General features: G+C 66.3%; 25 protein-coding genes. 11 read left to right on the forward strand and 14 right to left on the reverse strand.

The genetic code is table 11. From position 1 onward, the window contains the following. Positions 1-3 precede the first annotated feature (3 nt). On the forward strand, positions 4-762 hold the full coding sequence (locus tag DUGA2_RS04600) for a platelet-activating factor acetylhydrolase IB subunit (protein WP_070267489.1): 759 nt from the start codon (positions 4-6) through the stop codon (positions 760-762). Here DUGA2_RS04600 and DUGA2_RS04605 read toward each other — a convergent pair. Then, positions 759-1,979 carry an NADH:flavin oxidoreductase/NADH oxidase family protein gene (locus DUGA2_RS04605; RefSeq protein WP_141753189.1) on the reverse strand — a complete coding sequence of 407 codons (1,221 nt, stop codon included), beginning with the start codon at positions 1,977-1,979 and terminating at the stop codon, positions 759-761. The genes DUGA2_RS04600 and DUGA2_RS04605 overlap by 4 nt on opposite strands. A gap of 71 nt (positions 1,980-2,050) precedes the next feature. On the opposite strand from DUGA2_RS04605, the gene DUGA2_RS04610 reads away from it, so the two are divergent. Then, positions 2,051-2,458, forward strand: a complete 408-nt coding sequence (locus tag DUGA2_RS04610; protein ID WP_070267490.1) for a MerR family transcriptional regulator — start codon at positions 2,051-2,053, stop codon at positions 2,456-2,458. Here DUGA2_RS04610 and DUGA2_RS04615 read toward each other — a convergent pair. Continuing rightward, the gene (locus tag DUGA2_RS04615) at positions 2,455-3,234 is read right to left on the reverse strand and encodes an alpha/beta fold hydrolase (protein WP_070267491.1); all 780 of its coding nucleotides are present in this window, start codon (positions 3,232-3,234) and stop codon (positions 2,455-2,457) included. The genes DUGA2_RS04610 and DUGA2_RS04615 overlap by 4 nt on opposite strands. Positions 3,235-3,376: 142 nt before the next feature. Between DUGA2_RS04615 and DUGA2_RS04620 the strand changes: the two genes are divergently transcribed. Beyond that, complete coding sequence (locus DUGA2_RS04620) at positions 3,377-4,219, forward strand: alpha/beta hydrolase (protein WP_070267493.1); 843 nt, start codon at positions 3,377-3,379, stop codon at positions 4,217-4,219. On the opposite strand, the gene DUGA2_RS04625 is transcribed toward DUGA2_RS04620, so the two are convergent. From DUGA2_RS04625 to DUGA2_RS04635, 3 genes are all read right to left on the reverse strand, one after another. Further along, positions 4,200-5,579, reverse strand: a complete 1,380-nt coding sequence (locus DUGA2_RS04625) for a DUF3422 family protein (RefSeq protein WP_070267494.1) — start codon at positions 5,577-5,579, stop codon at positions 4,200-4,202. The two genes, DUGA2_RS04620 and DUGA2_RS04625, sit on opposite strands and share 20 nt — an antisense overlap. Before the next feature lie 179 nt (positions 5,580-5,758). Beyond that, positions 5,759-7,069 (reverse strand): ABC transporter substrate-binding protein, encoded by a 1,311-nt coding sequence (locus DUGA2_RS04630; protein WP_070267496.1) that lies wholly within the window; start codon positions 7,067-7,069, stop codon positions 5,759-5,761. Further along, positions 7,053-9,203 carry a TonB-dependent siderophore receptor gene (locus tag DUGA2_RS04635; RefSeq protein WP_070267497.1) on the reverse strand — a complete coding sequence of 717 codons (2,151 nt, stop codon included), beginning with the start codon at positions 9,201-9,203 and terminating at the stop codon, positions 7,053-7,055. The genes DUGA2_RS04630 and DUGA2_RS04635 overlap by 17 nt, the downstream gene beginning before the upstream one ends. 214 nt (positions 9,204-9,417) lie before the next feature. Between DUGA2_RS04635 and DUGA2_RS04640 the strand changes: the two genes are divergently transcribed. Then, complete coding sequence (locus tag DUGA2_RS04640) at positions 9,418-9,987, forward strand: YfiR family protein (RefSeq protein ID WP_229214586.1); 570 nt, start codon at positions 9,418-9,420, stop codon at positions 9,985-9,987. Further along, positions 9,984-11,942, forward strand: a complete 1,959-nt coding sequence (locus DUGA2_RS04645; RefSeq protein ID WP_070267500.1) for an ATP-binding protein — start codon at positions 9,984-9,986, stop codon at positions 11,940-11,942. The genes DUGA2_RS04640 and DUGA2_RS04645 overlap by 4 nt, the downstream gene beginning before the upstream one ends. On the opposite strand, the gene DUGA2_RS04650 is transcribed toward DUGA2_RS04645, so the two are convergent. The 5 genes from DUGA2_RS04650 to DUGA2_RS04670 are packed head-to-tail and all read right to left on the reverse strand — an operon-like array spanning position 11,932 to position 17,083. Beyond that, positions 11,932-12,936, reverse strand: coding sequence for a 2-hydroxyacid dehydrogenase (locus DUGA2_RS04650; RefSeq protein ID WP_070267501.1), 1,005 nt, complete (start codon positions 12,934-12,936; stop codon positions 11,932-11,934). The genes DUGA2_RS04645 and DUGA2_RS04650 overlap by 11 nt on opposite strands. Continuing rightward, positions 12,933-13,475 carry a DinB family protein gene (locus DUGA2_RS04655; protein ID WP_070267502.1) on the reverse strand — a complete coding sequence of 181 codons (543 nt, stop codon included), beginning with the start codon at positions 13,473-13,475 and terminating at the stop codon, positions 12,933-12,935. The genes DUGA2_RS04650 and DUGA2_RS04655 overlap by 4 nt, the downstream gene beginning before the upstream one ends. After that, positions 13,472-15,013 carry a hypothetical protein gene (locus tag DUGA2_RS04660; RefSeq protein ID WP_229214587.1) on the reverse strand — a complete coding sequence of 514 codons (1,542 nt, stop codon included), beginning with the start codon at positions 15,011-15,013 and terminating at the stop codon, positions 13,472-13,474. The genes DUGA2_RS04655 and DUGA2_RS04660 overlap by 4 nt, the downstream gene beginning before the upstream one ends. A gap of 37 nt (positions 15,014-15,050) precedes the next feature. Continuing rightward, entirely contained in the window at positions 15,051-16,325 is a 1,275-nt protein-coding gene (locus DUGA2_RS04665; protein ID WP_070267505.1) for an NAD(P)/FAD-dependent oxidoreductase, read from the reverse strand. 56 nt (positions 16,326-16,381) lie between these two features. Beyond that, complete coding sequence (locus tag DUGA2_RS04670; RefSeq protein WP_070267506.1) at positions 16,382-17,083, reverse strand: HAD family hydrolase; 702 nt, start codon at positions 17,081-17,083, stop codon at positions 16,382-16,384. A 99-nt stretch (positions 17,084-17,182) separates the two neighbouring features. Here DUGA2_RS04670 and DUGA2_RS04675 point away from each other — a divergent pair, with 99 nt between their 5' ends. The 3 genes from DUGA2_RS04675 (at position 17,183) to DUGA2_RS04685 (ending at position 19,267) form a co-directional block, all read left to right on the forward strand. Continuing rightward, on the forward strand, positions 17,183-18,136 hold the full coding sequence (locus tag DUGA2_RS04675) for a LysR family transcriptional regulator (protein ID WP_070267507.1): 954 nt from the start codon (positions 17,183-17,185) through the stop codon (positions 18,134-18,136). A gap of 114 nt (positions 18,137-18,250) precedes the next feature. After that, positions 18,251-18,850: a LysE family translocator gene (locus DUGA2_RS04680; RefSeq protein ID WP_070267509.1), complete on the forward strand. Its 600-nt coding sequence runs from the start codon at positions 18,251-18,253 to the stop codon at positions 18,848-18,850. 72 nt (positions 18,851-18,922) lie between these two features. Beyond that, positions 18,923-19,267, forward strand: a complete 345-nt coding sequence (locus tag DUGA2_RS04685) for a hypothetical protein (RefSeq protein WP_229214588.1) — start codon at positions 18,923-18,925, stop codon at positions 19,265-19,267. Between the two features lie 9 nt (positions 19,268-19,276). Here the strand turns inward: DUGA2_RS04685 and DUGA2_RS04690 are convergent, their stop codons facing one another. Together DUGA2_RS04690 and gluQRS are read right to left on the reverse strand one after the other, a co-directional pair. Further along, entirely contained in the window at positions 19,277-20,776 is a 1,500-nt protein-coding gene (locus DUGA2_RS04690) for a CYTH and CHAD domain-containing protein (RefSeq protein WP_070267512.1), read from the reverse strand. 68 nt (positions 20,777-20,844) lie between these two features. Continuing rightward, positions 20,845-21,756 (reverse strand): tRNA glutamyl-Q(34) synthetase GluQRS, encoded by a 912-nt coding sequence (gene gluQRS / locus DUGA2_RS04695; RefSeq protein WP_070267513.1) that lies wholly within the window; start codon positions 21,754-21,756, stop codon positions 20,845-20,847. A gap of 86 nt (positions 21,757-21,842) precedes the next feature. On the opposite strand from gluQRS, the gene DUGA2_RS04700 reads away from it, so the two are divergent. The 3 genes from DUGA2_RS04700 to DUGA2_RS04705 all read left to right on the forward strand — a co-directional run bounded on the left by DUGA2_RS04700 (position 21,843) and on the right by DUGA2_RS04705 (position 24,335). Next, positions 21,843-23,483, forward strand: coding sequence for a M28 family peptidase (locus DUGA2_RS04700; RefSeq protein ID WP_070267515.1), 1,641 nt, complete (start codon positions 21,843-21,845; stop codon positions 23,481-23,483). A gap of 139 nt (positions 23,484-23,622) precedes the next feature. Beyond that, entirely contained in the window at positions 23,623-23,952 is a 330-nt protein-coding gene (locus tag DUGA2_RS32435; RefSeq protein ID WP_071658852.1) for a type II toxin-antitoxin system RelE/ParE family toxin, read from the forward strand. After that, on the forward strand, positions 23,949-24,335 hold the full coding sequence (locus tag DUGA2_RS04705) for a hypothetical protein (RefSeq protein ID WP_071658853.1): 387 nt from the start codon (positions 23,949-23,951) through the stop codon (positions 24,333-24,335). Before DUGA2_RS32435 ends, DUGA2_RS04705 begins: the two co-directional genes overlap by 4 nt. A gap of 56 nt (positions 24,336-24,391) precedes the next feature. Here the strand turns inward: DUGA2_RS04705 and DUGA2_RS04710 are convergent, their stop codons facing one another. After that, positions 24,392-24,760, reverse strand: coding sequence for a hypothetical protein (locus tag DUGA2_RS04710; RefSeq protein ID WP_070267519.1), 369 nt, complete (start codon positions 24,758-24,760; stop codon positions 24,392-24,394). A 324-nt stretch (positions 24,761-25,084) separates the two neighbouring features. Further along, positions 25,085-25,798 (reverse strand): hypothetical protein, encoded by a 714-nt coding sequence (locus tag DUGA2_RS04715; RefSeq protein ID WP_070267520.1) that lies wholly within the window; start codon positions 25,796-25,798, stop codon positions 25,085-25,087. Between the last annotated feature and the right edge of the window lie 5 nt (positions 25,799-25,803).

The following is a 25,803-nucleotide window of genomic DNA, read 5'->3' on the forward strand; positions in this document are numbered from 1 at the left end:
GTTATGAATCGTATCCGCTGCTCTGTGGCCGTATGCCTGGCCGTCCTGCAGCTCGCCTGCTGCGCCGCGCCGGATGGCCGGCCGCTGGAGGCGTCCTTGTCGGTCACGCCGGCAACGCTGAACGAACCCTGGGCCGTCGACTGGTGGATGCCGCGCCACGAGAAGAAGCTGGCGGAAGCGCGGGCGCTGGGCAAGTCCGCGGAAATCGTCTTCATCGGCGATTCGATCACGCATGGCTGGGAAGACCGCGGGCCCGAGGTGTGGGAACGCTACTACAAGCCCCTGCACGGCCTGGCGCTGGGCTTCAGCGGCGACCGCACCGAGAACGTGCTGTGGCGTTTGCAGCACGGCGAGGTGGACGGCATCGCGCCCAAGGTCGCGGTGCTGATGATCGGCACCAACAACACCGGCCACCGCCAGGAAGATCCGAAGACCACGGCCGCCGGCATCCGGCGCGATATCGAAGAACTGCGCCAGCGCCTGCCCGCCACGAAGATACTGCTGCTGGCGATCTTCCCGCGCGGCGAAACGGCGGACGATCCGCTGCGCCGCATCAACGAGCAGGTCAACGGCATCATCGCCGGCTTTGCCGACAACCGGCAGGTCTACTTCCTCAACATCAACCAGGAATTCCTGACGGCCGATGGCAAGCTGTCGAAGGACATCATGCCCGACCTGCTGCATCCGAACCGCAAGGGCTATGAAATCTGGGCGCGGGCCATGGCGCCGGAGCTGAAGCGGCTGATGGCCGCGCCCAACTAGCGCTGCAGCCAGGCCCGATAGCGCCTGGTCAGGTAGATCATGCGCAGCTGGCCCATCAGCATGGTCAGCAGCGGCGAGTAGCTGCCCGAGCGTTGCACGCCGCTGCCCAAGGCGCGCAGGCGGCGCTTGACCAGCGCCATGGCGGCGACGGACGCCATGGTCTTGTCCTTCCACGTCACGGCCGGCGGCAAGGCCTCCGGCGAGCGGCCTGCGCGCCATTCCTGTGGCAGGTTGGGCACCTCGGCCAATGCGGTGGCGATGCCCGCCACGGCGATGCCGCTGGCCAGCACCTGTTCGGCCACCTGCTTGCGGGCGATGCCGCCGGTGGTCATGACGGGCATGCGGGCGACCGTCGCCAGCTCCCTGGCGAACTCCAGGAAATAGGCTTCGCGCGCCAGCGTGCGGCCGTCGGTGGTGCGGCCCTGCATGGCCGGGCTTTCGTAGCTGCCGCCGGACAGTTCGATCATATCCACCGGCAGCTCGTTGAGCAGCAACACCACCTGCCGCGCATCGTCCTCGGAGAAACCGCCGCGCTGGAAGTCGGCCGAATTCAGTTTGACGGCCACGCTGAAGCCGGGCGACACGCGCGATCGCACCGCGCGCACCACCTCCAGCAGCAGGCGGGCGCGGTTGGCCAGGCTGCCGCCCCAGTCGTCGCGGCGGCGGTTGGTCAGCGGCGACAGGAATTGCGAGATCAGGTAGCCGTGGGCGGCGTGGATCTGCACGCCGTTGAAGCCGGCCTTTTCGGCCGCATGCGCGGTGGCGGCGAAGCGGCCGATGACTTCCTCGATCTGCGCGGCTCCCATCTCGACGGGCTGCGCAAACAGCTTGCTGTGCTTGCCCATGTCCAGCGCCACCGCCGACGGCGCCCAGGCGTTGCCGCCCATATTGGCCAGCACCTGGCGGCCGGGATGGTTGATCTGCATCCACACCTGCGCGCCCTGGCGGCGCGAGGTCCGCGCCCACTGGCGGAAGGTATCCAGCGGCGTGCCGGCCTCCAGCACCACGCCGCCCGGCCCGGTCATCGCGCGGCCGTCGATCATGACGTTGCCGGTGATGATCAGGCCGACGCCGCCGTCGGCCCAGCTTTCATATAAACGGTTGAGCGCCGGGCCGGGCAACTGGCCGGCGTCGGCCATGTTTTCTTCCATCGCGGCCTTGGCCAGGCGGTTGGGGAGGGTGCTGCCGTTCGGCAGCGTCAGAGCGGTGAACATCATGTCGATTCCGGATTCGGGTAAAGGAGATGATGTATCCTAAGGTTGAAGTTCACTTCAAGGTCAAGCGAAATATGAAAATAGGCGAATTGGCGCAGCGCTCGGGCGTGGCGGCCTCGGCGATCCGGTATTACGAGCGGGCGGGTTTGCTGCCGAAGGCGGTGCGGGGCGCCAACGGCTACCGCGTCTATGCGGAGGCGGCGCTGGAGCGGCTGCATCTGATCCAGATCGGCCAGAACCTCGGCTTCACGCTGGAGGCGATCCGGGCGGTGTCTGTGCTGGAGGGGGCGGCCTTCCAGGATGGTCTGCTGCACAAGCTCGATGCCCGCCTGGGCGAGATCGAACAGATGGTGCAGACGCTGGGCGCCCAGCGCGCCTCCCTGCTGGAGACGCGCGAGAAGCTGACGCGGTCGTGGGCGAACGATCAGTGCCTCAGCAATGCCGAACTGGTCGCGGATGCGCCGGTGGCGAGGGCGCGCTAGCCGGCGGTGACTTCGGCGTCGGCCAGGAAGTTGACGATGGCCGGGTTGACCACGGCGCCGTGGGTGATCGGCCCCATGTGGCCGCCGCGCGTTTGCACGGCGGTGGCGTCGGGCAGGGCGGCGGCCAGCGCTGCGGCCAGCAGGCGCGTCGAGGCCGGGCTGCCGGCGCCGGACATCACCATCGCCGGCATGGTCAGCGCCGACAGGTCGTCCAGCGTGGCGGCCTCGCCCAGCAGCGCCTGGAAGTCCAGCCGCACCTTGGCGATCATGCCCACCATCTTGTCCTGCGCCGCCGGCGGCGCGGCGTCGAAGGCGCCGGCGCGGTTCCAGTAGTCGATGAAGATGCGGGTGGCGTCGCGGTCTTGCCCCTCCGCGCAGGCGTTGATGCGGGCCACCACGTCGACGATCTCGGCGCGCGCCGGATGCTGCGCCGGCAGCAGGTGGAAGGCCACCGGTTCGAACAGCGTCAGCGACAGTACGCGGTCCGGCATGCGGCGCGCCATGTGCAGCGCCGAGGCGCCGCCGAAGGAATGGCCGATCAGGTGGAACGCTTCGCCCGGCTCCAGGCGCGAGGCGATGGCGGCGTTGACCGCGTCGACCTCGTGCGCCAGCGTGTGGACGTAGCCGTCGCCGACCTCGGCCGGGAAGGGCGAGGCGCCGTAGCCGAGCAGGTCGACGGCGATGCAGCGGAAATGGTCTTCGAGTTGCGACACCAGGCCGGCCCACTGGGCCTTGGAACTCATGGAACTATGCAGCAGTACGACAGCAGGTTTCATTATCAGCACGACACGAAAAAACGGAGCGCATATTATACCGGCACTTGTGAAACCGGCAGCGCGCCACGATCTGTGGCCTAGATCACGCACGGCGTCATTTTTTCGTTTCCGTGGAAGTGAGGGACGGGAGTAAAGTAGAGGTATGAATAATTCTAAAAAAGTCGCGGGCTTGGCAGGCATAGTCAGCGTGCTGTGGATGGGACTGACGGCCGCGGTGGCAGCCAACCAGAAGCGATTGCTATTCAATCCGCTGGGCAGCAAGCGCGAGGTGCTCAAGCCCTACAGCAGCGGCCATCGCACGCGGCCCATCGTGGTGCGCTCCAAGGATGGCACGCGGCTGTCCGGCTGGCTGATGACGCCGCCTATCGCAGGGCCGCATCCGGGCGTGATTTATTTCGGCGGCCGCTCGGAGGAAGTGTCCTGGGTGGCGCGCGACGCCGGCAGGCTGTTTCCCGGCATGGCGGTGCTGGCGGTGAACTATCGCGGCTACGGCGATTCGCACGGCGATCCGGCCGAGGAGCATTTCGTCGACGACGGCCGCATGCTGTTCGACTGGCTCAGCGAACGCCATCACGTCGATCCCAAGCGCATCGCCGTGGTCGGCCGCAGCCTGGGTTCGGGCGTGGCGGTGCAGGTGGCGATGGAGCGCGACGCCAATTCCATCGTGCTGATCACGCCCTACGATTCCATCCTCGCCATCGCCAAGCGCAAGTTCAAGGCGATCCCGGTGGAGTATGTGCTGCGGCATAAATTCGAATCGGTCAAATACGCGCACCAGCTGAAGGCGCCGACCTATGTGCTGCGCGCCGCCTTCGACGATGTGGTGCCGCATTCGCACACCGATCTGCTGGTCGAGAAGCTGGGGCTGCTGCATGCGGATGAAATCGTGCCCGATTCCGACCACATGAACATCCCCTACCTCGACAGCACGCAGCAGCGCATCGCCAGCTTCCTGGCGCACCGCTTCAGCCAGCCGCAATCCTGACGGGCTTGTCGGCCAGCTGGTGATGCAGCCGGCGCAAGCCCAGCCACACGCCGCCGATCACCAGCGGCACCGCGATGCCGGTCAGGATGTCGGGATTGACCGGCAGGTTGCTGGCCTTCATGGCCTTGCCCGCGTAGCCGATCAGGCCCAGCGCGTAGTAGGAAATCGCCACCGCCGACAAACCCTCCACCGCCTGTTGCAGGCGCAGCTGCTGCGCCGCGCGCGCGTCCAGCGATTGCAGGATCTTGCGGTTCTGCCGCTCCTGCTCGATGCCGACGCGGGTGCGCAGCAGGTCGTTGCTGCGGGCGATACGCTTGGCCAGGCCCTCCTGCCGCTGCGCCACGGAAGTGCAGGTGTGCATGGCCGGCGCCAGGCGGCGGCCCATGAACTCGGCCAGCGTCGGCATGCCGGCGATGCGCACTTCGCGCAGTTCCTGGATGCGCGATTGCACCAGGCTGAAGTAGGCTTGCGAGGCGGCGAAGCGGTAGCTGTTGTTGACCGACAGTTTTTCCAGCCGCGCCGCCAGGCTGGTGATACGGTGCAGCAGCGCCTGTTCTTCGCGCGCCTCGGTGGAGATGCCGTCCGGCTGGTCGGCCTGCACCAGCATGGCGGTCAGGTCGGCCAGTTCGTTCTCGATGCCGTTCAACATGGGCTGCGTGGATTCGGCTTGCGGCAGGCCGAGCAGGGCCATCATGCGGTAGGTTTCGATTTCCAGCATGCGGCCGACCAGGCGGCCGGCCTGGAATTCGCGCAGGCTCAGATCGCGCACGACGAAACGGCTGAAGCCGTCCGGCTGTATCAGGAAATCGGTCCACACCTCGGCGCCGCTGCCGACGCTGCTGCCGACCAGGGACTTGCCCTGGAATAGTTCGCGGATCGCGTCCACCGCGCCGGCGTCGTCCGGCTCGCCCTTGCACAGCAGCACGTGGGCGGCGACGATGATCTTGCCGTGCAGGCTGGCCAGCCATTCCTGCGGCACGTGTTGCAGCGGCATGCGTTCGAAGGCCTCGCCGCAGGCGGCGCCGGCGTCGCTGCGTTCGACGAAGGTGTAGGTGGCGAATTCGGTGTGGCATTCCCACTTCAGGCGGAAGCGGCCGAAGTCGTGGAAGAAGTAGCGCGCCTGCGGCGTGGGCACGGCCACGCCGTAGTGCATGCACAGTTGTTCCAGCACCTGGTGCTGGGTGCTGCGGTGGAGTTTCTGGGACGGCTGGTCCTGCTGCACGTACAGCGCGAAATGGGTCAGGCTTTCCGGCGCTTGCAGCTGCAGGAAGGGGCGCGAGTGGATTTCCGCCGACAGCGGCACCCGCATCGGATGGTTCAACTTGGCGAAATCGGCATTGGCGCGGTAAGCGAGAGACATGACCTTCCCCGGGAAAAGTACGGCGATCAGAGTGGCAAAAACGCGGATTGTTGCAGTGCAGTATAGCCAGCCTGCGGCCCCTGCACAACCGCGCATTCCGCATACCAGTCATGCGGAACGCTGATGTTACCGGGGAAACCGGGTGTGAGCGATCACTTTTTGAGCGGCGGCGATGCCGTTCAACGGGGCAGGGCGATGATCAGCTGCGCGCTGGCGTCCCAGCTGCGGGCGGCCGTGTCGAGGCGGAACACGGTGAACGGCACCTGGCCGACGATGTCGCCGGCACGGTTCCAGTCGATGTCGGCATAGGCGCCGGCGTAGTCGACATCCTTGCCGGCCTTGACCAGCGCCAGGGCGGCGCCGATGTTTTCCGGCCTCACCTTGTCGCCCGGCGCGTTCATGACGAAGCGCAGGCTGTCGCGCACCATCAGGCCGGTGGGGCTCTTGCTGTTGTTGACCAGGCCGGCGCGCTCGATGGCCAGCGCCATCACCATGGCGATGTCGTAGGTGGGGGCGGTGAAGTCCTGCGGCTCGCCGCCGTACTGGGCGATGTAGCCGGTGCGGAAGCTCTGGTAGGAGCTGTTGCCGTAGGCGCCGATGGTGGCGGCCGCGCCGCGCGCGCCGCCCGCCAGGCGCGAGGGATCGGCCAGGTTGTCGAGGAAGGTCTGGTTGCCGGCGGCGGTGCCGGGCAGCAGCCACATGGCGCCGTTCTGCAGCGGCAGCGATTCGTTCAGCACATTGGCCGAGATGTCGGCCGCCAGGATGCCGTTCAGGATCACGTCCGGCTTGGCGTCGTAGACTTTTTGCAGATAGCCGGCGAAGCCGTTCTTCAGGCCGAAGGGGATGGTGACGGTGGCCACCACTTGCCCGCCCAGCTTCTGGAAGGCCGGCGAGAACAGTTGGGCCAGACCGGCGCCGAAGGCGTCGCCTTCGTTGATCAGCACCACGGCGCGGCGCTTGCCCGCATCCCAGGCGACGTTGGCCAGCACCGGCGTGGCGTCGACGTCGGAGACGCCGATGCGGTAGATCAGGTCGTTGTCGGCCACCGTGCTCAGCGTCGGCGACGAGCTCGATTCGGTCAGGATGGGCACGCCCTTGGCCAGCGCCTGCGGCAGCAGGTTCAGCACGCGGGTCGAGGTGGAGACGTTGAGCGCGATGACGCCGGCGTCGAGCAGCTGCTGGCCCATGTCCTGGGCCTCGGCGTTGTCGCGGGCGACCAGGGCGATGGCGTTGAGGCGCTTGCCCAGCACGCCGCCGGCGTCGTTGATCTGCCTGGCCGCCAGCAGGAAGGCGTCGCGGGTCGAGGTGCGCCAGCCGACCGAGGCGATGTTGATGGCGTTGGGATCGATCATCGCCTTGATCGGATTGGCGGGCAGCGGCGTGACGGCGTCGCCGCTGCCGCCGCCACCGCCACCGCAGGACGCGAGTAGCGCCAGCGCAGCGGCCGTGGCCATGGCTGCGGCCAGCAGGCGGCTAGTAGCGGTATTCATATTGCACTCCATAGCGGCGGCCCAGCGATGGGTAGTCGATGCCGCCGACGCCGGGATCGACGTAGCGGCTGTTCCACAGGTCGCGCACCTGCACGCGGATGCCGGCGCGGGCGTTGAGGCTCCAGCGCGCGCCCAGCGTGGTGTCGACATAGCGCGACAGGTGGTAAGCCTGGTTGGCCAGCAGCACGTTGGCGGTGGCGGCCGGACGCGGGCCGACGTAGCGGTTGTCCACGCTGAGCACCAGCTTCTGTCCCATCAGGCTGGCGCTGGCGCCGGCGTTGGCGCTGTTGGTGGGGAACAGCTCGCCGTCGCTGCGCTGGGCCAGCGGCGTCAGCGTGTAGCGGTTGAGGCTGCGGCTGCCGTTGGCGCGGCTCAGGTTGGCGTAGGCGTTGAACCAGTCGCGCTGGTAGCGCAGTTCCAGCTCCACGCCGTTGACCTTGCTGTCGCTGGTGTTGCGCGCCACCAGGTTGAAGAACGCCTGCTCCAGCGTGACCAGTTCGCTGACCTTGGTGTGGTAGACGGTCAGCGCGCCGTTCCAGTGCGGCGCGGGCGGCGTGCTCAGTTGCAGTTCGATGGTGCGCGATTTTTGCGGCGCCAGGTCGGGGTTGCCCTTGATGTCGCCCGGCTGCACGGCGGTGCGGTACAGCAGCTCGGCCGACGGCGCCTGGAAGGCGGTGCCGCTGAGGACTTTCAGCCCCCAGGCGCCGGGCAGGGCGCCGACCACGCCGGCGCGCAGCGATTCCTGCGTGCCGTAGACCGAGTGCCGGTCCTGGCGGCCGCCGAGGATGGCTTGCCATTTGCCGAACAAGGGGAACTGCCACTGCGCGTAGAAGCCGGTGTTGCGCAGCGTTTTTTCGCCGGGCTGGCTGAGCTGGAAATCGCTGCCGTCGGCGATGCTGCGGCGACGGAACGATTCCAGCGTCTCGCGGTCGCGCAACACGTCGGCGCCCAGCAGCAGGCTGGTTTGCGGGCCCATCTGCCACAGCCACTCGACGCTGCCGTCGATGGCCTTGTAGCCGAAGTCGCGCAGCAGATAGTAGTCGGCGGCGCCGGTGCGCACGCGGTCGGCGGCGCCCGGCTCGCCCTGGCCGTAGTTGAGGCTGGCGCGCAGCGTGTGGGCTTCGTTGAAACGGTGGCTGGCGCCCAGGTGCAGATAGCCTTGTTCCAGCTCGACATGGCTGGGCGGACGCAGCAGGGGATTGAGGCTGGCGAAGACATTGTCGCTGTCCTGGCGCTGCCAGAATACGCTCGCTTGCAGTTCGTCGCTGGCGCCGCGCCAGCCGCCGCGCAGGTAGAGGCTGCGCGGGTCGGCGTCGTCCACCGGCGCCGGGCCGAGGGCGGCGTAGCGTTGGTAGTCGGGCGAGATGCGCGGCAATGCGAGGCCGCCGCGGTCGGCCCTGGCCGCCTGCACGCCCCAGGCCAGCCAGTACGGCGACGGCGCGTCGGCCTGGCCGGCCGCGCCGAACTGGGCGCTGCCGCTGGCCGACAGCAGGTTGACGCTGCGGCCGCCGCCCGACCATTCGTGGCCCAGCGCCAGGCGCTGTTCGGCGCCGTCGTGGCGGGTGATGACGTTGACCGCGCCCAGCAAGGCGTCGGCGCCGTACAGCACGGACACCGGCCCGCGCACGATCTCGATGCGCTCGACCATGTTGAGCGGGATGAACTCCAGCCCGATCAACTGCTGCTGCGTGCTGCGGAAGGCGATGGGCTGGCCGTCCAGCAGGATCTTGATGGCGCGGCTGGCCGACTGCGCGCCGGCGTTGATGCCGCGCACGCCGAAGTTGTGGTTGAGGCGGTCGTCGCTCTCGACAAAACCGGCCACGTGGGACAGCGCCTCGGCCAGGCTCTGGTAGCCGTAGCGGGCGATGTCGTCGGCCGTCACCAGCGTCACCACGGCGGGCGTGGCGTACAGCGGGGTGGCGGTCTTGGTGGCGGTGAGCACCTTGACGTTGCGCAGCTGGTCGAGGCTGAGGTCGAACAGGGTATCGTCGTCGGCCGTGGTGGCGGCGCGGGCTGATGCCAGGGGCGGCTGCGGCAGCAAGAGCAGCAGCAGCGCCGCTTGCATACAGCTGTGGCGCAGCCGTGCCGTACCGGCGCGGGTGGAGGTATTGAAATGCGTTGTGTGTACGCCCACGAGTATGCTCCCACGCTGCGCGATTTAACAAAGTATTCACCAATTCCGACACGATCACAAGCTGCAAGTTGATCGCATGCACCGGGCGTTGTGTTTCAAGAACAAGTCTTTACCGCCATGCGAAAAATGCGGGCGGTCCGGGCGATTCGGATAAAATCAGTACGCGCTGAAACCGTGGCAACATGCGGCTGCCGCGCTATAGGGAGGTGCGTGCATGAAGAGACGACTGGGCGCTGGGAGAAGAGCGATGCTGGCCTTGGCGGCCGCCGGTGCGCTGGCGTCACTGGCGGGTGTCGCTGCGCGTGCCGAACAGGCCATCCCGGAGCAGCAGGTCAAGGCCGCCTACATCCTGAACTTTACCCGCTACGCCAACTGGCCGGCGCCGGCGCTGGTCGAACCGCACGCGCCGCTGGTGGTGTGCATGGTGGGCGCCGGCGCGGCCGACATGGCGCGCCAGTTGCAGCACCGCGCCGCGGGCAGCCATCCGCTGGAGTTGCGCGTCGTCAGCCGCGTCGAAGAGACCGAACCGTGCCACGCCGTCTACCTGGCGCTGCCCGAACGCAGCCGCCAGAGCGCGTGGCTGACGCGCATGCGCGAGCAGGCCATTCTCACCATCGGCGACTCCGCCAACTTCCTGGCCGACGGCGGCATGATCAACATGATGCTGGTCGATGGCAGCATCCGTTTCGAAGTCAACCTGACGGCGGCCAAGCATTCCGGGGTCAGCCTCAATCCGCGCATGCTGGCGCTGGCTGAACGCGTGGTCGGCGGGGATGCCAAGTGAGCGGCCTGCCCAAGCGCTGGAACGACCTGGCCTTGCAGCGCAAGCTGCTGATCGTCTCGCTGTTGACGGCGTTGACGGCGATGCTGGTGGCGCTGATGGTGCTGATCACCTACGACTTCAGCGTGGTGCGGGTGCGGCTGGTGCAGGACCTGGCCAGCCGCATGGACCTGGTGTCGCTGAACCTCGACGTCGACATGAACTTCGGCGACCGCCGCGCCGCCACGCGCACGCTGTCTGCGCTGCGCGGCACGGCCGACATCCACAGCGCCTGCCTGTTCGACGTGCGGCAGCAGGTGTTCGCCAGCTATGCGCGCAGCGGCGAGGTGCGCTGCGCATGGCCCGAGGGGATGGCGCCGTCCGGCCACAGCTTCCACGGCGACCGCCTGTCGATGGTGGCGCCGGTGCGCTTCCAGCACGAGGTGCTCGGCTACCTGCAAGTGGAATACGCCTTGCAGCCGCTGGCTGAACGCCTGAGCAAATACGGGCTGGTGCTGGCGGTGGTGCTGATGACGCTCCTGATCTGCGGCGTGCTGCAGGCGGTCGGCCTGCGGCGGCTGGTGACGCAGCCGCTGCTGGCCTTGTCCCGGGTGGCGGACCAGGTCACGCGCGAGGAGCGCTACGACCTGCGGGCGCCGCACTTCTCCAACGACGAAGTGGGCAAGCTGTCGGCGGCCTTCAACACCATGCTGGCCACTGTCGCCGCGCGCGATGCGGCGCTGCGCGTGAGCCAGTCGCTGCTGACCAATATCGCCGACAAGTCTTCGGCCGTCATTTATGTCAAGGACCTGGAGGGGCGCTACCTGATGGTCAACGAGCGCCTGCGGCAAGTGCTGCCGCCAGATGCGCCCGATCCGATCGGCCACCGCGACGCCGACATCTTCGACGAGGACACCGTGAAGGTGATACGCGAGGGCGACCGCCGCGCGCTGCTGTCCGAGCATTCGTACATCTACGAGGAGGGCGTGCCGGATGCGCAGGGCGTGGTGCGTACCTATATCTCGGAAAAGTTCTGCCTGCGCGACGATCATGGCAAGGTGTGGGCGATGGGCGGCATCTCGACCGACATCACCGACCGCAAGAAGAGCGAGGTCGAGCTGATACAGTACCGCGACAAGCTGGAAGAGCTGGTGCAGCTGCGCACCGGCCAGATGGTCGAGGTCAACAAGGACCTGGAGGAATCGCTGGAGACGCTGCGGCGCGCGCAGGATGAGCTGGTGCGCAGCGAGAAGCTGGCGGCGCTGGGATCGCTGGTGGCCGGCGTGGCGCATGAACTCAATACGCCGATCGGCAACAGCCTGCTGGCGGTCAGCACGCTGATCGACCAGACCCGCGAATTCACCCGCCTGACCGCCGACGGCATGAAGCGCTCGACGCTGCAAGCCTTTGTCGACGACGTGGCCAGCGGCGGCGAGATCGTGCTGCGCAACCTGCACCGCGCGGTGGACCTGGTGGCCAGCTTCAAGCAGGTGGCCGTCGACCGCACCACATCGCAGTGCCGCGAGTTCCTGCTGTGCGACCTGGCCAACGAGATCCTGCTGTTGCTGCTGCCGACGTTTAAAAAGTCCGGCATCACGGTGCGCCAGGACATCCCGTCGACGATCATGATGAAGAGCTATCCGGGCCCGTTCGGGCAGGTGTTGATCAACCTGGTCAACAACGGCCTGACGCACGCCTTCGAAGGCCGCAGCGAGGGGGAGATCCTGATCTCGGCCATCGCCATCGATGCCGAGCGGGTGCAGGTGATCATCCGCGACAACGGCTCGGGCATCGCGCCAGAGAACATGGGCCGCATCTACGATCCCTTCTTCACCACCAAGCTGGGCAAGGGCGGATCGGGGTTGGGGCTGAACATCGTCTACAACATCGTCTACGGCGTCTTGCGCGGCAAGATCGATGTGGAGAGCCAGCTTGGTGTCGGCACCCGCTTCGTTCTGACGCTGCCGCTTACGAGCTAGCCGGTAGCAGGTTGGCGCACGGCGTGCCGTGCATGTGGCAGGCCAGGTTGGCGAAGGTGACGGCAGCGATCTCGCGCATCGCTTCGATGGTGAAGAAGCCCTGGTGGCCTGTCACCAGCACGTTGGGGAAGGTCATCAGGCGCTGGAACACGTCGTCGGCGATGATGTCGCTGGAGTGGTCGTGGAAGAACAGGCTGGCCTCCTGCTCGTAGACGTCGATCGCCAGTGCGCCCAGCTGGCGCGACTTGAGCGCTTCGATCACGGCGGCGGTGTCGATCAGCGCGCCGCGCGAGGTGTTGACCAGCATGGCGCCGGGTTTCATGCGCGCCAGGCTGGCGGCGTTGATCATGTGGCGCGTCGCGTCCATCAGCGGGCAATGCAGGGAGACGATGTCCGACGCCGCCAGCAGCTCGTCCAGGCCGACCCGCGTGGCCAGGCCGTCCAGCTGCGGCGACGGCGCCGGATCGCTGGCCAGCACCCTGCACCCCAGTCCCTTGAAGATGCGCGCCGCCGCCGTGCCGATCTGGCCGGCGCCGACGATGCCGACGGTTTTGCCGTGCAGCGTCATGCCCAGCAAGCCGTCCAGCGCGAAGTTGCCTTCGCGGACGCGCGCGTAGGCGCGGTGGGTGTGGCGGTTCAATGTCATCGCCAGCGCCAGCGCGTGTTCGGCCACCGCCTCCGGCGCGTAGGCCGGCACGCGCGCCATGAACAGGCCCAGGCGCTGGCCGGCCTGCAGGTCGACGTTGTTGAAGCCCGCGCAGCGCAGCAGCACGGCGCGTACGCCCAATGCGTGCAGCGCTTGCAGCACGGCGGCGTCCAGCTGGTCGTTGACGAACACGCAGACGGCGGCGCAGCCTTGCGCCAGCGGCACGGTGTCCAGCGTCAGCGGATCGGAGAAGTAGCTTGCGTCGACCGCGCCCGCGCCCTGCTGCAGGCGCGCTTCGTCGAGGAAGCGGCGGTCGTAGGGCTGGGCGCTGTAGACGGCGATCTTCATGGCGCTTCGAGCTCCGGCACCATCACCAGCAGGTCGGTGACGCCGATGTCGACGCCGGCCTGCGACAGCAGCGTGCTGGCCTGGCCGCGATGGTGGGTCTGGTGGTTGAAGAAGTGCATCACCACGCTGCCGAAATGCTTGCGATACGGGTCGCCCTTCATGCTCTGGTACTCGAAGGCATGTGCCAGGTCGGCCGCGCCGACCTGCGGCGCCCATTGCGTGATGATGGCGTCCAGCCGCTGGCGATGGGCCAGCAGCGAGGGCAGGTCGTCGCCGAAGCTTTGCGTCAGGCCGGACGGCATGGGCAGCTCCATCAGCGGCGCCAGCGCGCGGAACCCGGCCGGATGGGTGGCGAAGCGGCGCAGCCAGATGCTGTCTGCGGCCAGCAGGTGGTTCAGCGTGCCGAGGATGGAGCCGAAGAAGGCCTTGCGGTCGGCGGCCAGTTCGGCATGCGGCAGCTGCGCGGCGGCGGCATACAGCTTGTGGTTCATGGAGGCGTTGTAGGCCGCCATCAGGACGATGGATGCTGGTGTGCTCATTGCGGTATGTCGCCTGGTTCAGGCTTCAGGAAGATCTGCTGGTTGACGGCGTCCAGCGTCCTGCGGCGTTGATCTTCGTCGGGTTTTTTTCTCGGCGCCAGCGTGTCCAGCAGGTCGCGGATGTGCTGGGCGCTGGACGGGATGGTGGTGTCGTCGATCAGCTTGTCCATCAGGTACTTGAGGGTGCGCGTCGAGTGGCTGGCCGACTGTTCGAGCGTGGCCTTGGCCAGTGCGCCCTCGTCGTAGGCCAATGCGGCGCTGCTGCTGGCGCTGTCCTCGATCATCACGTAGTTGTAGTTCTGCGAAGCGGGATCCTCCGTCAGGTCCAGTTTGGCGCCGGGCCGGCTAGGTTCGTGATAGCTGGCCTTGAGCTGCGATTGCTGCTGCTGCGAGATGGCGCGGTCGAGCTGAGTGCGGCCCTGCACGCTGGTGCTTTGCGAGGTCCGGTAGTCGAAGGTGTCGTTCTCGTTGGTGCGCAGCGGATTGGGCGATTTTTCGGCTTGCGTGACCGAGGCGCTGAAGTCGGCCAGGCCGGTGAGGATGGCGTGGTCCTGGTCGGTCAGCTTGATCTGCTGCCATGGCGCGGGCGGCTGCGGGCCGTAGTCGCCGTGCATTTCGGAGAAGGCGTCCTTGAACACGCCGGCCAGTTCGGCGTCGCCGTGGCCGCGCGCGGTGGCCTGGTCGAACTGGCGCAGGTAGTTGGTCAGCGCCTTGGCTTGCTGCTCCTTGCTGCCCCAGCTTGTGGGCTGGCTCAGGTCGACGGCGATCTTCGCTTCGCCGGCCGGGCCGCTGAAATGCACCGAGCGTTGTTTGGCGTCGGCGTGGAAGTCCAGCTTCTGGGTGTCGGTTTCGTTCAGCTTGAGCTCAGAGTGCAGGTCCACCGACGACAGCACGTTGGCGTCGAATTTGATCAGGCCGGAGAGGTCGACTTTCGGCGGCACGGCGGCGAGGCCGTCGATAGCTTTTTGGAAGGCGGTCGACAGTCCTGCCAGCGCTGCGCGTTCGTCGTCAGTGAGCTTGCCGCTGCTTTTCACCTGCACGCCGAGGCCTTCCTCGGAGCTGTCCAGCGCGAGCGTGACGGTGGTGCCGCTTTTGGTGGTGATGGTCAGGCCGGCCTGGTTGTCGCCCAGGTGATGGAACGGCGCCAGCTGCGAGTACAGCAGCGTGTCGTAGGTGGCGGTGGCCGCATCCTCCGGCGCCTGCTGCAGCGATTGCGAGAAATCCGAGCCGTCGGTCTTGAAGCGTTCCAGCAGGGCCGCGCCCAGATCCTTAAAGCGGTTGGCGGAGGGCAGGTAGTTGTAGTTGCGGACGACCAGTGCGGACACGGCGTCCTTGCCGCTGCGTTCCCACACCAGCTGCGCGCGCGATGCGCCGTCCACTCGCGTGCCGGCGGCGCCGAGCTTCACCACCGAAGATGGCGAGGTGGTTGGCGCGCTGTCGATGACGGCACTGTTGACGGGTGAAATGCCGGCCGTCTCCATTGTTGCGGCAGGAGACGTTACCGGGCTGTTTTTGCTCAACGAGGTTAAGGTTGTCATCGCCACATTATACGGCGATTACGTGGCGATGAGCCTCTTAATACAGCTTCACCGGCGGCACAATTTTCGCTCGCAGCCAGTCCACCAGCGCCTGCGTAATCACACGCGCGGTGCCGTGCAAGTTGAGCAGGTGTTTCTGGTACAGCAGCTGGTACAGCAGGCCCGCCGTGGCGCCGCCCACGCGGATGCTCTTGCCGGTAACGGCGCCCGTCAGTACGCCCACCGCGGTCTGCGGCCCCAGCGACACCAGCGAGCCGTAGTCGTGGTAGCGGAAATCCGGACGCGGCGTGCCGCTGCGGCGCGACAGCAGATCGGCCAGGAACATCGCCTGTTGATGCGCGACCTGCGCGCGCGGTGGCGCGGCGCCCTTGATCGGGCATACATAACTGGCGCAATCGCCCAGCGCGTAGATCTGGCTGTCGTTGGTCGAGCACAGGCTGGAGTCGACGACAATCTGGCGCAGATTGTTGACTGCGAGTCCAAACGTCGCGCACAGTTGCGGCGCTTCGACGCCGGCCGCCCACAAGGTCAGGTCGGCGCGGTGAGCGATGCCGGCGGCGTCGATGACGGCGTCCGCTGTCACCTGGGCGACGGCGGTGCCGGTCAGCACCTCGATGCCGAGCGAGCGCAGTTGGCGCGCGGCGCGGTTGGCCTGCTGCGGATGCAGCTGCGGCAGCAGGTGCTGGCCGCGTTCGATGACGCTGATGCGGATGTCGGTCTCCGGGTTCAGCGTGTGCACGCGGTAGGCGGCCAGTGCGCGGGCGCTGTTGCTCAGCTCCGCCGCCAGCTCGACGCCGGTGGCGCCGCCGCCGACGATGACCACGTCCACCTGCGTCTTCTGTTCGCCGGCCTTGATGCAGGCGTCGATGAAGCGGCGGCGGAAGGTTTCGGCGTCGTCCACGCTGTCGAGCGTGAGCGCATGGTCGGCGGCGCCGGGCACGCTGTAGAAGTTGGTGACTGCGCCCAGCGCCAGCACCAGCTTGTCGTAGGCGATGGTGCGGCAGACGCCGTCGATGCCGCTGCGGTTGCGCGGCGCCAGCGTGATGGTCTGGTGGGCGCGGTCCAGGCACAGTACTTCGCCCTGGATGAATTCGAAGTCGTGCTCCACGGCCTGCGCGGGGAAGGAGAGTTCCTCCACGCGGGGATCGCATTTGCCGGATGCGACGGTGTGCAGCAGGGGCTTCCAGAAGTGGCCTGGGTAGCGGTCCACCAGCAGCACGCGGGCGCGCTTGCCGGCGCCGAGTGTGTCGCCAAGACGGGTTGCGAGTTCGAGTCCACCCGCACCGCCTCCTAAGATGACGATGGTTTCCATAATACGCCTCCAGATAAGTAAAAAAATCTGTGCTGCGGCTCGGCGGCCGCGTCGTCCTAAGCCGCCAGCTCGTGCTTCGCGCGCTGGTCCGGCGTGTAGGGACTGGAATGCAGTTCGCGCAGGGCGTCGAAGGTGATGAACTGGCGTGGACGCACGACGTCGTTGCCGTATGGGGCGACGGAGACGGTCCACAAGCCGGTGTCGCCGGCGGCGCGCAGGCCGGGCACGGCGGTGTCGATGGCGATGGCGTCCTGCGGCGCGACGCCCATGGCGTTCAGTGCGCGGGCATAGGGGCCGGTGCCGGCAGGGCCGTCGAAATTGGCGCCGCCGGTGACGACGGTGAACAGGCTGTTGACATCGGCGCCGAAGCAGCCCGACAGCAGCGCCGACGTGGCCGGCGCCGGCAGGTCGGTCAGCACGCAGATCTTGCAGCCGGCGTTGAGCGCGTCGTCGATCAGGGCCAGCGCGGCGGGCAGCGCTTTCGGCGGCATGGCGCTGATCGCCTGGTGGAACTGCCGGTGCTTGTCGGCGAACAGCTCGGCCACGCGGGCCTTGTCGCGCGAGAGCAGCTCGCAGGCGATGGCGGAACCGATGGCGCGTGCATATCCATGGGTGGCGGCAGCGGCGCGCAGCGCCGGCAACGTCCAGCGCACCGACAGGCCGGCGTTGCAGAACGCTGCATTGCAGGCTGCAAGGTGCAGCGCTTCGGTGTCGAACAGTACGCCGTCCAGGCCCAGGAAGATCACGTCGATGCTCATGTCGGTCTCGCTTAAAACGATGTCAGATAATTATGAATATACGGGTACAATGAACAAAAGAAAAATTAAACATTTTCTATAATCGATAAGGAATAGCTTATGTATCACGCCAGCTTTCGCCAGCTACAGTCGTTGGTATTGGTAGCGCGCCATGAGAGCGTGTCGCGCGCGGCGGACGCGCTGCATGTGACGCAGCCTGCGGTGTCGTTGCAAATCCGCACACTGGAGGAAATCGCCGGCATTCCGCTGACGCGCAAGGTCGGCCGCAACATCCAGCTGACGGCGGCCGGCGAGGTGATGGTGGAATTCTCCGAGCGCATCCTGCGCCTGTGGGAGCAGGCCGGCGACGAACTGGCGGCACTACAGGGCGTCACCAGCGGTACCTTGCGCATCGGCGCGGTGACGACGGCGGAGCACTTGCTGCCGCCGTTGCTGGTGCCGTTCACGCTGGAGCGCCCGGACGTGCGGCTCAAGCTCCAGGTGGGCAACCGGGCGGAGATCGTGCAGATGCTGGCGCGGCACGAAATCGAGCTGGCCATCATGGGCACGCCGCCGCGCGAGCTGCGCACCAACGCCGCCAAGTTTGCACGCCACCCGATGGCGTTTGTCGCCAGCCCCACGCATCCGCTGATGAAGAAGAAAAAGATCACGCTCAACGACGTGACGGCGGCCAACCTGATGGTGCGCGAACGCGGCTCGGGTACGCGCACGGCGGTGGAGCGGCTGCTGCGCGAGGCCGGGCATCCGCTGGAATTCGGTTCCGAGGTGTCGAGCAACGAGGCGATCAAGCGCATGGTGTCGGCGGGGCTGGGGCTGGGCTTTTTGTCGGTGCACGCCTGCGGGCTGGAGTTCGAGTCCGGCCTGCTGGCCATCCTGCCGATGCAGGAGAATCCGGTCGAGGCGGACTGGCACATCATGCACTTGACCGGGCAGCCGATACCCAAGGTGGCGGCGGCGTTCCAGGATTTCGTCATCGAGAACGGCCAGGATCTGATCGGGCGCGAGCTGGAGAGCTTTTACAAGCTGCTGGGCCGGCAGCGCAAGCGGGGGTGATTCGTATCGGCGATATGACCAGTACACCGATGCTCACTGTTTGGGCAAGTGTACCGGTACAGTAAAGTACACTTTCCCTACAATGAGGGTTCATGCCTGCCACCGGATAATCCCATGTCGCCCGATCTGCTGTTCCCGCTTTGTACCTTTGCCGCCGTCACCACCATCACGCCCGGTCCCAACAACACGATGATGCTGGCTTCGGGGCTGAACTATGGCTTCGCACGGTCGCTGCCGCATCTGTTCGGCATCTGCTGCGGCTTCACGTTCATGATCTTCGCCACCGGTCTCGGCCTGCATGCGGTGTTCGAACAGGTGCCCATGCTGCAGATCATCCTCAAGTATGCGGGCGCCTTGTACCTGCTGTGGCTGGCGTGGAAACTGGCGCATGCGGCGCCGATGAGCGCCGAGCAGGCCAGCGCGTCCAAGCCCATGGGTTTTGCCGGCGCGGCGGCTTTCCAGTGGATCAACCCCAAGGCGTGGGTGATGGCGATCGGCGCGCTGACCACTTATCTGCCGCCGGGCTTCCAGGTGCTGGACGTGGCGGCGCTGGCCGGCGTGTTCGGCGTGATCGGGATCTTCTGCGTCGGTTCGTGGGCGCTGTTCGGCGTGGCGATGCGGCGCGTGTTGCAGAATGCGCGTTCGGTGCGGATCTTCAACGTGGCGATGGCGCTGCTGCTGGTCGCCACCCTTTACCCTATCCTGATATCATGACGTTTTAGCAAACCACCAGGATTTACGATGTTGCGTCATATTGCTTCTGCCTTGTTGTTAAGTGCCCCGTTGATGGCCGCTGCCGTCACCGTGCCGTCGGACCTGATGCATCCGGTGGTGGAGCAGGCGGTGCAAGGATATGCCGTCAACTGGCTGCTCAAGATCGAGCTGGAGTCGGACCAGCTGAAGGACATCGAGCCGTGCCGCAAGATACTGGCGGAGCGCGGTTTTTCACCGCTGCTGTCCAAGACGGCCAGTTCCGCCATGCCCTCGCTGCATTTCAAGATAGCCGGCACCAAGCTGTATGAACAGGCCGATGCGGATGCGGACGAGGCCCTGGCGGCGGTCATGCATGCCAATTGCCCCGCCGCGCTCACCTGGACGGTGGAATCCACATACCGTCCGCGGACGCGCTAACCCAGCGGGTTACGGCAAGCGCAGCGCGTGCAGCGCGGCGCCGATCGCGCCCAGGTCGGGCGTGCGCGTGGTTTGCAGCGCTTGCAGATAGCCGCGCGCGAACTGGATGGTTGCGGCGGCGGCGTCGTGCTGCTGGCTCAGTTCCCGCAACAGCCGGTCGGCGACCACCAGGTCGTTGTGGCTGCCCAGTTGCTCCTGCGTGGAGGACAGGGTTTTCAGATAGGTGCGCAATGCCTTGCCGCCGTACAGCGACTGGAAGAATTCCAATGCGTATCGGGCCCGCTTGGCGGCGATGCGCGTGCGGTGGATGCTGGCCGGTTCGCTGTCGTCCATGCGCTGTGCGCGTTTCAGCAGTTTCTTGTGCAGGCGTTTCATGATGCGGTTGGCGAAGTCGAGCGCCGGTTCCTCCATGCCTTCCGGCGCGGGCTGCTGCATCCAGCAACCCATCGTCAGCAGCAGGCGCGTGTAGCGTTGCGAGAGCAGGGCTTGCGCCGCCTCGCTGCGCTTGGCGTGGGCTGCCTTGAGGGCCAGCGATTGCAGGTCCAGCACGCCGCTGCGGCCGCCCGGCGTGGCCTGGATGTGGGCCAGCGTCGACGCCAGCAGCACGTCCCAGTCGCGCGCCGCACCCAGTTCCGTTCCCAGCCAACTGATGTCTTCCTGCAGCGCGGGCGGGCAGGGCGCGGCGGTTTCGAACAGCTTCAGCGCCGAGCGCAGGCGGCGCACGCCCACGCGCATCTGGTGCAGCGTTTCGGCGTCGTCGCCTTCGATGACGGCGGTTTCGTTGCGCTGGATGTGCTGCAGGCAGTTGTTGAGGATGGCCAGCCGCGCTTCGGCCGCCGTGGCGTCCGGCGCCAGTTGCAGGCTTTGCGCGCGGTAGGGCACGGTGCCGGTCTGGCGGCACAGCATGTAGCCGCGCTCGGCCTTGTTGGTGTTGCTGAGGCGCAGGGAGATTTGCTCCTGCAGCCGCAGCGCGAAGGCGAACAGGCTGGCCGGATCGCCGTCCTTCAGTTCCAGCTCGATCTCGTTGACGGGCAGGTGGCGGCCGTGGCGTTCGATGTGGCCGTGGTCGAGCACCAGTTCGATGTGGTTGCCGTCGACATCGAGATCCCAGCTGTGGCGCTCCACCGCCACCACGAACAGCGGCTCCAGCCGCGCCTTCAGGTCGTCGGCGGCCAGCACGTCCAGCCATTGCCGCTGGTCGCCGATCAGCTTGCGCAGCTTGCCCAGGCGCGGCCATGGACGGTCGACCGGGCCTTCCCATTCGTTGCGGCGATGCAGGCCGCTTTGCACGCTGCCGCCGGCCTTCATGGTCTGCATCCAGGCGCCGTCGATCTTGCGCACGCGCAGGCCGGCGCCGTGGCGCAGCAGGTGCAGGTCCGGCGTGTCGAAGTAGCGGGCCGACAGTTGCTGCGTGCGCACCGGCGCGCGCGCGTGGGCGGCGATCAGCGGATGCTGGAGCAACTGGTCGTTGTCGGCGGGCGAGAGCAGGAGTTTGAGTTCGACTTCCATGGGTTCAGTGTAGAGGAAAAACCGGGGCGCGCAGCGCACGCGATGGCCGGTGTTGATCGATGTCGAAGTTAGCCGGGATTCGGCAGATTCCGCAGAACTTGCGCCCACGCGGGCACGGCGGCTTGCCAGAACGCGGCGATGCTGTCGGCGCGCACGTCCATGCCGAGGAAGCGGGCGGCCGGCAGCAAGGCGTCCTGCAACAGCTGCTGCGGCTCGGCGCCGTGGTCGAAGGCTTGCGCGCCGGTCTGCTTGGACAGTTTCTCGCCCAGCTCGTTGACCACCACCGGCACGTGCAGGTAGGCCGGGCGCGGCAGCTTCAACACCTGTTGCAGGTAGAGCTGGCGCGGCGTGGAGTCGAGCAGGTCGGCGCCGCGCACGATGTCGGTGACGCCCTGGTCGCCGTCGTCCACCACCACGGCCAGCTGGTAGGCCCAGAAGCCGTCGGCGCGCTTGACGACGAAGTCGCCGACGTCGTCGGTCAAGTCCTGGCTGACGTGGCCGGCCCAGCGGTCGTCGAAGTGCAGCACACAATGCGGCGATTGCGGCACTTTCAGGCGCAGCGCGCGGGCGCTCTTGCCGGGCGCCAGGCCGTGGCGGCAGGTACCGGGGTAGATCAGCGCCTGGGCCTGGCGGCCGGTCAGGCTCAGTTGGGAATCGGCGATTTCCTTGCGCGAGCAGCCGCAAGGGTAGATCAGCTCGCCCAACTGCCGCAAGGCTTGCTCGTACAGGCCGGTGCGCTGGCTTTGCCAGGTGACGTCGCCGTCCCAGTGCATGCCGCAGCGTTGCAGCGAGGCCAGGATGTGCTGGTCGGCGCCGGCCACGTTGCGGTCGCCGTCGACGTCTTCGATACGGACCAGCCACTGGCCGTGGTGGACCTTGGCGTCCAGGTAGCTGGCCATGGCGGCCACCAGCGAGCCGATGTGCAGGGGGCCGGTGGGCGAGGGGGCGAAACGGCCGATGTAGGGAGTGCGCTGAGTCATCCCGCCATTTTAGCGTGACGATGGCATACAATGTACGCGCGGCAAATTCAATGGACCGCGACCATCTTTTACGTCTCCAGGAAATCATGCATAAAATGACCCCCTCCTTTGTTGCCTCCGCCCTGGCCATCAGCCTGGCGCTGGCCTTCCCAGCCCATGCCGACAGCGCCAAGAACGCCGCCGTTGTGAAGGAAGCTCCGTTGCGCGCCCACCTGGCCTTCCTCGCCAGCGATGTGCTGGAAGGCCGCGGCACCGGCCAGCGCGGCGCCGACCTGACCGTTGCTTATCTGGAAACGCAGGCGCTGGCCCTGGGCCTCAAGCCCGGCAATGGCGACAGCTATCGCCAGTCGGTGCAGATCGCCGGCGTCAAGACGCAGCCGGCCGAGAGCACGCTGAAACTGGAAGCGGGCGGCCAGGCGCTGCCGATCAGCTTTGGCAAGGACTGGGTGTTCGCGCCGGGCGATGCGACCGCTGCGCACAGCTTCAACGCGGACCTGGTGTTCGTTGGCTACGGCATCACCGCGCCGGACGAGCAGTGGAACGATTACAAGGGCGTGGACCTCAAGGGCAAGATCCTGGTCATGATGGTCAACGATCCGCAGCCGACCGCCGAGCAGCCCAACCGTTTCAACGGCAAGGGCCTGACTTACTACGGCCGCTGGACCTACAAGTTCGAGGAAGCCCGCCGCCAGGGCGCGGCCGGTGTGCTGCTGATCCATACCACGCCGACCGCCTCGTATGGCTGGAGCGTGATCCAGAACAGCTGGTCGGGCGTGGAGCGCTTCCAGCTGGCGGCGGGCACGCTGGGCACGCAGCTGCAAGGCTGGATGACCGATGACACGGCGCGCGCGCTGTTCAAGGCGGCCGGGCAGGATATCGATGCGCTGCGTGCCGCCGCCGAGAGCAAGGACTTCAAGCCGGTGCCGCTGGCCGCCAAGCTGAACGGTGACATGAAGGCGGCCGTGCGCAAGGTCGAGCAATTCAACGTGTCGGCCGTGGTGCCGGGCACGGATCCCAAGCTCAAGGATGAAGTGGTAATCTACAGCGCGCACTGGGATCATCTGGGCAAGCAGGGCAAGGATGGCGACCTCGGCGACACCATCTTCAACGGCGCGGTAGACAATGCGTCCGGTTCTGCGGCCCTGCTGGCGATGGCGCAGGAAGCGGTGCGCGCGCCGGCAAAGCGCAGCCAGATGTTCCTGTGGGTGGCGGCTGAAGAGCAGGGTCTGCTGGGCAGCGCCGCGTACGCGGCGTCGCCGTTGTGGCCGATGGCCAAGACGGCCGCCAACCTGAACCTGGACAGCCTGAACTTCGTCGGCGCCACGCGCGACATCGGCACCCAGGGCAGCGAGCGCACCGAGCTGGGCAAGCTGGCCGAGACGGCCGCCAAGGCCATGGGCATGCATATCGCGGAAGCCGAGCCTGACCTGGCCGGCGGTTATTTCCGTAGCGACCACTTCAACTTCGCCAAGAATGGCGTGCCGGCGTTCTCGATCGAATCGGGCCGCGAGTACATCAAGGACCCGGCCGGCGCGAAAGCCAAGGCTGCAGCGTACGGCAAGCGCTACCATCAGGTGAGCGATGAGTACGATGCGAGCTGGGACCTGTCGGGCATGGTGCAGACGGCGCAATACACGCTGAACCTGGGCCGCCTGGTCGCCAACGGCGCCAAGCTGCCGGAGTGGAAAGCCGGCGACGCCTTCGCCAAGCCGCGCAACGCCAAGTAAGACAAGCGCAGTTCCTGCCGCGTATTTGGCGCGGCCACAAAGCAGCCTTCGGGCTGCTTTTTTGTTGATGCAGCCCACGAGGCCAGTCTGGTATGTCCGCTAGATTTGAGCATTGACATGGCCAGTCGCATCAACAAAAATGAACTACCAAATCCGACGCTATTTTTCTCCGACTGGTCGCGATCCGTTTGGCGAATGGCTGAGCAATTTGCGCGATTGGAAGGCGAAGAGCAGCATCTCGCGCCGCGTAATCCGCGCCGCCAACGGCAATTTTGGCGACCATAAATATTGCCGTGATGGCGTATGGGAGTTGCGCGTGAATGTGGGCGCTGGATATCGGGTCTATTATGCGCTGGTTGATAACGTCTTGGTTTTACTCCTGGCCGGCGGGGATAAATCGACGCAGGCGGGCGATATCACCCGGGCTTGTGACAATTGGACGGACTGGTGTCGGAGGAACCGAAAATGAAGGATATAACAGATATATCGCACGACGTAGCGATGGCTGCAATGTTTCTTGAAGATCCTGATTTCGCTGCTTACGCTCTTTGCGATGTGCTCGCTGATGGCGATGAGGTGGATCTGGCGCTATTGCTGCCGCAATTGGAAAGCGCGTTCGACGCGGTGTGGGCACGAGTACCCGATCTGGCAGGCAGATTGCGTGAATTTTTCTCCGGCTCGGAACGGCTCCACTGGACGCCTGATGCGGTCGATGGCTGGTATTGCGTGCCTGTCGAAAACGGCTTCGATGTCTACCATCAGGAACATGGCCGGCGGAAACGATTTATACAGTTTTCTACTGAAAAAGAAGCGATGGCATTTGTGCTGAAGGCGGCGGTGGCGCGGCGCTGACATGGTGCCGGCAGTGTGTATCCCGAAAGCCGGCGGCAGCTTTCGGGATTTTCTTTTTATTGCCCTTGCGATGCCTTGCTGCGTCGGACAAACAATCCCAGCAGCATCAGCCCCGTGCCCGCCAGCAGCAGCGTGTCGGGCGCCGGCATGGCGACGGCCGCGCCGGCGCCGCCGAGGGTGAAGTCGACCAGCGCGTTCGCGCCGCCCAGGCTGGCCAAGTTGTAGTCCAGAATGAGATCGTTGCTGAATGCGGTGGAGAACGTGCCGCTGCTGCCTGCCGTCGGTAGCAGGCCGGCGAAGATGCCGGTGCTGATCGTGTCGGGGTTGAGTATGTCGAAGGAGATGGGATCGCGCGCGCGGGCGGTGGCGCGCGCGGTGGAACTCATGGTGAAGGAGGGGCCCCAGTTGATGCGGCCATTGCGCATCAGATTGCCGCCGTTTGAAGTTGAAGTTGTGGGTGATGTTTTACTGGGCGAACGGATCGCCGATGGCGGTGGCCGAAGCCGAACCGGCGACGGCGAGTCCGGCGGCGACGGCAAGCAGCCAGCATGGCTGCATCAATCGTAGAGCTTTCATGGCAGTTTCCTTGGTAGAGGGGATAGGTGGACGTCAGTACTCCCCCCTGCTGCCGAGCGAATTCCATGCGCAGGTATTTTTCCGCTAAAGATCAAGCGCTTGGCAGACCGTTCCAGGTTTGCCCAGGCCGGCCTGTAAGAATTGCCGACACCGCCCCGAGGCGGCGCCCTGGTTCAGTGATGGAAGGCCAGTGTGATCGAGGTGCCCGTCAGGTCGATGCCCTTGATCGAGATGCTGCCGAAGCTCGATCCCTCGGTGCCGCGCACGCGGATGTTGTTGAAGTTGAGCTCGCCGATCGATGACGGCAGGCTCAAGGTCAGCGAGCCATCCTTGTTGATGGTCGCGGTGGCCTTGCTCGGATCGTAGACCACGTTCTTCATGCTGGTGTCGGCTTCGAGGAAACCCAGCACCGGGTTGAGCAGCTTGGCCATGTCGCCCACCACTTCCAGGCCGTTGCCCTTGGCCGACTTGACGGCGTGGATCAGCTCGTCGCTGAGGCCTTGGGCCGAGGTCTCGCCCAGTTCCTCTTCGCTCAGCGCCTGCAGGCCGGCGCGTTCCTTGATCTGCAGGCCGCGCTGGTCCTTGCTGAGCACCACCGGCGTGCCCACCGCCAGCGACGGCAGCGCCTGCGCGGCATAGGTTTCCATCGGCGCCAGCAGCGAGGTGGCGATGGCAGCCGCCATCCGCAGACGGCGCTGTTTGCGCAGCGCTTCTTCGATGTGCTGCTGCGTGATCAGGTTCAGCTCGGCGAAAATATCACCGAGCCGCTGGCCCGTCGTGCGCTGCAGTTCGATCGCCGCAGCCAGCTGTTCTTCGGTAATCAGCTTCTGCTTGACCAGCAGCTGACCCAGCATCGACTTGCTTTGATTATTCGATAGCCATCCCATTGCCC

The organism is Duganella sp. HH101 (assembly GCF_001758795.1).
GTDB lineage: Bacteria > Pseudomonadota > Gammaproteobacteria > Burkholderiales > Burkholderiaceae_D > Rugamonas > Rugamonas rivuli.